General features: G+C 25.5%; 6 protein-coding genes. 1 reads left to right on the plus strand and 5 read right to left on the minus strand.

From position 1 onward, the window contains the following. Positions 1 to 1,436: 1,436 nt before the first annotated feature. From KQI77_RS02640 to KQI77_RS02660, 5 genes are all read right to left on the minus strand, one after another. Positions 1,437 to 1,973, minus strand: coding sequence for a QueT transporter family protein (locus tag KQI77_RS02640; RefSeq protein ID WP_216388091.1), 537 nt, complete (start codon positions 1,971 to 1,973; stop codon positions 1,437 to 1,439). A gap of 2 nt (positions 1,974 to 1,975) precedes the next feature. Continuing rightward, positions 1,976 to 2,671: a radical SAM protein gene (locus tag KQI77_RS02645; protein WP_216388101.1), complete on the minus strand. Its 696-nt coding sequence runs from the start codon at positions 2,669 to 2,671 to the stop codon at positions 1,976 to 1,978. A gap of 264 nt (positions 2,672 to 2,935) precedes the next feature. Further along, positions 2,936 to 3,523, minus strand: a complete 588-nt coding sequence (locus tag KQI77_RS02650) for an HD domain-containing protein (RefSeq protein ID WP_216388093.1) — start codon at positions 3,521 to 3,523, stop codon at positions 2,936 to 2,938. Positions 3,524 to 3,539: 16 nt separating this feature from the next. Further along, a complete protein-coding gene (locus tag KQI77_RS02655) occupies positions 3,540 to 4,874 on the minus strand; it encodes a DUF5808 domain-containing protein (RefSeq protein ID WP_216388095.1) in 1,335 nt (444 codons plus the stop codon). A 4-nt stretch (positions 4,875 to 4,878) separates the two neighbouring features. Next, complete coding sequence (locus KQI77_RS02660) at positions 4,879 to 5,262, minus strand: GntR family transcriptional regulator (RefSeq protein WP_216388097.1); 384 nt, start codon at positions 5,260 to 5,262, stop codon at positions 4,879 to 4,881. A 307-nt stretch (positions 5,263 to 5,569) separates the two neighbouring features. On the opposite strand from KQI77_RS02660, the gene KQI77_RS02665 reads away from it, so the two are divergent. Beyond that, a partial coding sequence (locus tag KQI77_RS02665) for a transposase (RefSeq protein WP_216388099.1) occupies positions 5,570 to 6,711 on the plus strand: 1,142 nt, incomplete at its 3' end.

Consider the following 6,711-nt stretch of genomic DNA (forward strand, 5'->3'; position numbering starts at 1 on the left):
ATCACTCCTTTTGTTGTGGATTGTTGTTATTTATTTTATTCAACATTTGGGGTGATCTTCCTTTTTATTTAAAATAAAAACTAGATATTTAGCCGATGAGCAAATATGAAATTTGCTCAGTTAATTAATATCAAATTATTGATTTAAGTAAATATTGATAATTAAAATATAATAGCATTACTTTCAGTAACCTATTGTTCCATATTATTTATACTAATTTTTAATTCTTCATGGTTATATTATTCTATATCTACCTATAATTCTAACCTTAACAATAATGGTTACTTCCACTAAGCTTATTATATTTTAATTATTTAAGCGTTATGGTGATTTTTAGTGTATCTATATTATTATAAGCATCTTAAGTATTCAGTAATTCTTACTTAAAAAAGTTATTGAATACATTTATTTTGGACCACTTATCTTTTCAGTTAATTAATATCAAATTATTGATTTAAGTATTAATAATGAAAAATCCAATGTTATTTGACAATATTAATATTATGATATTCTTTTTTAGTATCAATATTATTGCTTTGAATAAATCTTCATAATGAATGTTTATAATTAAAATATAATAGCATTAGTTCAGTAACCTATTGTTCCATATTATTTATACTAACCTTTAGTTCTTTATGGTCATATTATTCTATACCTACCTTTAATTCTAACCCTAACAATAATGGTTACTTCCACTAAGCTTATTATATTTTAATTATTTAAGCGTTATGGTAATTTTTAGTGTATCTATATTATTTCAAGTATCTTAAGTATTCAGTAATTCTTAATTTTAAAAGATTATCTAATATATTTTTTGATTACTTATCTCTTAAGTTAATTAATATCAAATTATTGATTTAAGTAAATTATTTATAACGAAAAAATCCAATGTTATTTGATAATGTTAATATTATGATTTTCTTTTTTAGTATCAATATTATTGCTTTGAATAAATCTTCATAATGAATGTTAGTATTTCTTATTATAAAAAAATTAAGGTAGCGTTTAAAATGTTGTACTGTTTGAACTTTAGTGAGTTTACAACATTTAGCCACCTTAATTTTTTTATATTTAGAAATCCTTAATGAAATTATGCTATTTATGAAAACATATAATATTGATACTAATAACAAACATAATATTAATCAAACCAAATAACATTGGATTTTTTACATATTATATTATTTACTTAACCATATAATTTTGATATTAATCATTGTAAAATATAAGTTATCTAACAATAATACATTAATTTTTTTATATTTAGAAATCCTTAATGAAGTTATGCTATTTATGAAAACATATAATATTAGATACTAATTATTTAAAATCATAATACTTACTAAACAAATAACATTGGATTTTTATATATTATTTACTTAACCATATAATTTTGATATTAATTATTATGAAATATAAGTTATCTAACCATAACCTTAACACATTTTCTTTTCTTTCAAATCTACTAGCTTATCTAAATATGAATTGTTACTTTTGTCAATTCGAATCATCTGAATAAATTTTTTATTTTTAAATACCGCTCTAAACACAGGTACTCCAACAACTGTCATTACAACAAATTCTCCAAAAGCAATTGTAACTAAGCTAAACCAAAATGGTGCAATATTTAAGAAAAATAATTCAGCAGCTACAAATACACAATTAATTACCGGCCATAAAGATGCTATAATCATATTCTTACTCTTATACATAGCATAAGTAGATAATATAGTTGCAAAAGTACCTACAAATACATCTATAAGTCCAAATGAATATAAATTAGATATAGCACAACCTATTGCAAGTGCAATTATATAAAACGGATCAATAAATGCTAAAAAATTAAGTAATTCTGAAAACCTAAACTGTACAGGACCATAAGATAAATCTCCAAACATAATAGTTGTTACTATATATATTGCAGCAACTATTGCAATTTTAACTAAACCTTGAACTCCAACTCTCTTAATCATAATTAATTTTCTCCTCCAACTCCAAAATCAGTATTATTCCAGAGAATTTCTATATTATCATAATCCTCTAGATAAGAATATTTTTCTCTAAACCAATTAACAAGTTCTTTGTCTCTCTTAAACCCTGTGGAGTTCTCCATCCATATGTTTATGCAGCCTCTTTTAAAATATTTAAGTAAATTTTCTATATCAGTATCTATCATTTCTTTTGTTTGTCCTTCTATTCCTACTAATAAACATACTGAATCATAATATTTTGCTACATCTTCTGGAGATTTATAGACTATTCCTTTCTTAAGGATATCATTTCTAAAATGTTCATCAAATGTTTCAAGGCCTAACTTAAATGACACAGGAATTCCAAAAAAATCTCTTAATTCTTGAAGTCTATTTTTGTATATCCAATGTGCTTCAAATATAAGTTTTTTTATTCCTTTTTCTCGAACTATATCTCTCACTCTTATTAGATTTTCTTCTGGAATCTCAAATACACTTCCAGAATTAATTATTTCCACAACACCAAATTTGCCAGTTATCTTATCTAATTCACTGTTGTTTAAAGCAATATTCGAAGATTCATTATCACTATTATCTAATATATAGTCACAAAACGAACACCTACCCCATTTACATGGTGAAGCCTTTAGAAGCAATATTTCTCTTTGATTCTTCTCTGTAATCTCACTGTAACGAGACATATCCATAATAAATTACTCCTTTCTTTTGTATAACACCAAATACAAATTTTTAATTATTTTCTAAATAGAATAAAGAAGGTCCACCTATCAAGGCAGACCTCCACAAAAACGCATAATTACATAATTGTTTATTATGTGTATATTCTTCAACAAAATGCCTTAGTTTTGTTTATCCACAGGAGGCTCACGAACTGTGTTATTTGGTTTAACAAGTGCTATTATATACTATGAAATTGTCAAAATCAATAGTTTATGGTAATTAGTTTATTTCTTTAAATAGCCCTTTGTAACAGCATAATCCACTATATCATTAACAAGTGCCCATAGTTCTCGAGATTCATCCTCTATAATAGCCATTCTCTTAAGAACCATATCTCTTGAAGTCCCATTATCTAACCATTTCCTGCCATCTGTTGCTATATTTAATAATATAGGTTGAAGTCTATCTAACACATTAGCATATTTAGATTCAGGTGTACTCATCTCTTCAAACTCATTCCATAATCCAAATATTATATTTGCTTGGTCTTCTGGAAGTAAATTAAATATTCTATCAGCAGCCTTCTGCTCTCTTTCTGCCTTATCCTTATATCCTTCTACATCATAACAAAATGTATCTCCAGCATCTATCTCAACTAAATCATGAATTATTACCATATTCATTACTCTCTCTATATTTACATCATCCTTTACATATTCCTTTAATAAAGGAGCCATAAGTGCTAAATGCCATGAATGCTCTGCATCATTTTCATATCTCTTTCCATTACTAACTAGAGTTTGTCTAAATATTTCTTTAGCCTTATCTACTTCTACTATGAATTCTAATTGTTTTCTTAATCTTTCTTGCATAATGTTATCCTACCACCTATATTAAATTTTTTATCATATTATAATACTTATTAGTATCCTCTTCAGTCTTTCCATTAATAAATACATATTTATCTTTTAACTTTATAGCAACAATATCATCAACATATTTATAAATATATACTTTAACTTTGCCATAACCTTTAATTGTAAAATTCCCCAAGTTAACATACTCCATGCTGGCTCCATTTGTTCTTCTAACATCTTTTATGTCCGAATATTTAACTATAGATACCTCTTCTATATCTTCACTTGAAAAACTTGTATTATATATAGGTGCATCTATTTCTATATGATTTCCTGTCACACTCATTGTAAAGGTAGCATTATCTAGTCGAGACATTAAATATATACAAGGAGCAAGCATTGCTATTATAAATATAGTAATTAGAATCATAATAGCTTTGCCTTTTTTATTACCAATATTAACAGTAATTCCTACGCCATTTCTACTCTCTACCATTACATTAGGATCTTGAGGATTATTATAGAACATAGCACCATAATATATATCATTATCTGTTATTATTTCTTCATTAACACTTTCTAATATAGCATTTTGTTTCTCTCTAACCTTATTAGTACAATATATAATAGCAACTAATATAATTATTAACGATATAATTGTTAATGCTAAGAATACATTCTCACTACATTTATAAAATATTGTATTAAGACTTGTTATAAATGATATTATTACCCATAATATAGAATATATTCTCCTAGATATATAATTGCACAACATATTTTTATCTGTATCCTTTGTATATACTACTATTCTTTTCTTAGCATAAATATAATACATAATAATACAAATTACTGAAACTAACATCATAGCTAGTATATAAAATATATCAACCTTAATAACTATAGCAATTATATATACAATTGCTGTACTAATAAAACTTAATGGAGAAACTGGCATTTTATTTTTTTCCATTATAGATTTAGTATCTATTCTTATTATATTATTTCTCACTAAATACCAATCATTATTTTTCTTTAGTGTTTGTAATTCGTTGAAATACCTCTTGTAAACTACAGTTTGACCATATATAACTATAACGCACCATAATATTACATAATAAAGCCATAAGGATATTTTATTTTCTAATAAAAAGCATGGGCTATATAATACTAAAACAAGTAATGCATATATAAGATTAGCCTTTTTATATCTTTTTACTATTTCTTGAACCTCTTCTGATTCAATTTTACCATGTGGAAGAGTTGTTCCTAAAATAACATTTTTATTAACCTTAGTTGCTGCAATACCTGTTATATATATAGCTACTGCAACTATTATCATTGTAAGTATATTAGTTATAATCATTTTATCAGCTCCTATTTATATTTATTTTATTGATTACTTCTGTACATATATCTAGTGCACTCTTCTTATCCATTCCATTAAATTCAGCTTCTATTAAAATAAGCTCCAAAGATTTTCGCAACTTGCTTTCATATTCCATTTTATTACTTCTTATATCTGATACCTTTGCCCCTTGTCTCCTGTCAATCTCAATATACCCTTTATTCTTCAATAAGTTATATGCTTTCTGTACTGTCATAGTATTAATTCCTGCTTCTTTTGCCATCTCTCTAACTGTTGGAAGACTCTCACCTACAGATAATTGTCCTCTTCCAATTCCTAATACTATCTCATTTTTAATCTGTATATATAGAGGAATTTCACTTAATGTATCTATTTCAATCAACATTAATTATCACACTCCTTTGTATTATTAATTATAATACAACTAATACAATTTATCAATATAATGTGGTTTTTAATGAAATTAATACCATATTATAAAATAAATATATACAACATAATATTAAGATTGATAATATTTTGTTAGTAAAAATACTATAGTTTATGATACTTATCCATAAGTTTGAATTTGATATAGTTTCCTGTAAGGTGAAAAAGGGGCTGTCGCACTAAAAAATAATGCGACGCCTTTTTTTATACAAAAAAACAAATCCCATCCTTAAAAAGAATGAGATTTGTAGTAAAATATTAATATGAACAAAACAAATATTTTACATAAGAATTATATAATTAATAGAAAATTTTATCAACTAAAATTACCAATAAATGTTGAGTATATGATTCCAAGTAATGATTCTGTGCGTTTGCTAAGTCAATTTGTTGAGGAGATGGATTTATCAGATTTATATAAGACTTATTCCAAAGTAAAGGAAAATCAAGCTTCGCCACGAAAGTTGCTAAAAATCATTTTATATGGATATATGAACAAACTTTATTCATCAAGAGACATAGAAAAAGCTTGTTATAGAGATATTAATTTTATGTATTTATTAGAAGGTTCAAAAGTACCTGATCATTCAACATTTGCAAGATTTAGAAGTCTACATTTTGCACCTTGTGCTACACGTATTCTTAGTGAAGCAAGTAACTTGCTTTATGATATGGGTGAGATTTCAGGAGAAGCAATATTTATTGATGGTACTAAAATAGAAGCCAGTTCAAATAAATACACATTTGTATGGAAGAAAGCAGTTACTAAAAATATGAAAAGACTTCTAATTAAGATTGCAGACCTTGTTTCTGAATGTAATGAACTTTATGGGATTAAAGTTGGTTATAGAAATAACATAAAACTAAAAGATATAAAAAAGCTAAGAAAAAAGCTTTATAAAATTAAAAAATCTGAAAATATAGAATTCGTACACGGATGTGGTAAAAGAAAAACTGCTTTACAACGCTCGATTGAAACTCTTGAAAAATACTGTAATAAGCTTAAAGAATATACAAAGAAAATACATACATGTGGCAAACGTAATAGTTATTCAAAAACAGATAAAGATGCTACATTTATGAGAATGAAAGAAGATGCTATGAAAAATGGGCAGCTTAAACCAGCTTATAATTTACAGCATGGAGTAGATTCTGAATATATAACTTGGCTTACTATTGGTCCTCAACCTACAGATACTACAACATTAATTCCATTTTTAAAAAGCATGGAAGAAAATCTAAATTTTAAATATTTAAAAATTGTTGCTGATTCAGGATATGAAAGTGAAGAAAATTATTCTTTTATAGAATCTAATAATCAAATATCATTTATTAAACCATCAAATTATGAAATATCTAAAACGCGAAAATATCAGAATGATATAAGCAGGATAGAAAACATGAA

The sequence above is a fragment of the Clostridium sp. MSJ-8 genome, from assembly GCF_018918325.1.
In the GTDB taxonomy this organism is placed as follows: domain Bacteria; phylum Bacillota; class Clostridia; order Clostridiales; family Clostridiaceae; genus Clostridium.

Coding starts and splice junctions, on each gene's coding strand:
- KQI77_RS02640 (WP_216388091.1), bottom strand. CDS start 1,973: ATGATTAAGAGAGTTGGAGTTCAAGGTTTAGTTAAAATTGCAATAGTT.
- KQI77_RS02645 (WP_216388101.1), bottom strand. CDS start 2,671: ATGTCTCGTTACAGTGAGATTACAGAGAAGAATCAAAGAGAAATATTG.
- KQI77_RS02650 (WP_216388093.1), bottom strand. CDS start 3,523: ATGCAAGAAAGATTAAGAAAACAATTAGAATTCATAGTAGAAGTAGAT.
- KQI77_RS02655 (WP_216388095.1), bottom strand. CDS start 4,874: ATGATTATAACTAATATACTTACAATGATAATAGTTGCAGTAGCTATA.
- KQI77_RS02660 (WP_216388097.1), bottom strand. CDS start 5,262: ATGTTGATTGAAATAGATACATTAAGTGAAATTCCTCTATATATACAG.